The 682-nt window shown below is 64.8% G+C and carries 1 protein-coding gene; it reads right to left on the bottom strand.

Features of this window, described 5'->3' with window-relative positions; translation table 11 throughout:
• Nucleotides 1-682 (bottom strand): condensation domain-containing protein (locus tag MOV74_RS39665; protein WP_246933057.1); only part of this gene is annotated, 682 nt, incomplete at both ends.

Raw genomic sequence — 682 nt, 5'->3', positions numbered from 1 at the left:
CCAGCCGGTTGGCCCGCCGTTCGATCTCCGCGTAGCTCAGCTGGCGCCCGCCATCGATCACCGCGACCGCATCCGGCGTTCGCATGGCCTGCGCCGTCACCAGATCGTGCAGGCATGCCTCCGACGGATAGGCCGAACACGTCTCGTTCCACTCCTCCACCAATTGCCGCCGCTCCGCCTCCGGCAGCATCGCAAGCTCGGATAGTCGCGCGTCGGGATCGGCAGCAATCGCCTCCAACAGCACCCGCCAACGTTCCGCAAGGCGCTCGATCGTCGATACATCGTAAATATCCGTCGCGTATTCGAAGACTCCGCTGAGCTCCTCGGCGGTATCGTACATGTAGAACGACAGATCAAACTTCGCGCTAGCGCCGTTGCCAGCCTGCCAGTTCAGTTCCGCTCCCGGCAGCCGAACGCCCTCACGTCCGACGTTCTGCAAGATGAACATAGTCTGGAAGATGGGGTGACGGCCGAGATCGCGAACGGGCCGCAGCTCCTGCACAAGCCGCTCGAACGGCAGGTCCTGGTGCTCATAGGCGCCCAGCGCCGACTCCTTCACGCGCAGGAGCAACTCGCGAAAGGTCGGATCGCCCGAAAGGTCCGTGCGCATCGCAAGCGTGTTGGCGAAGAAGCCGATCAGCCCTTCCAGCTCGCGCCGCGTCCGGCCCGCGATCGGCGTCCC

This window comes from Bradyrhizobium sp. SHOUNA76 (genome assembly GCF_023006445.1).
Classification (GTDB): Bacteria; Pseudomonadota; Alphaproteobacteria; order Rhizobiales; family Xanthobacteraceae; genus Bradyrhizobium.
This window is presented reverse-complemented; position numbering and strand designations above follow the sequence as displayed.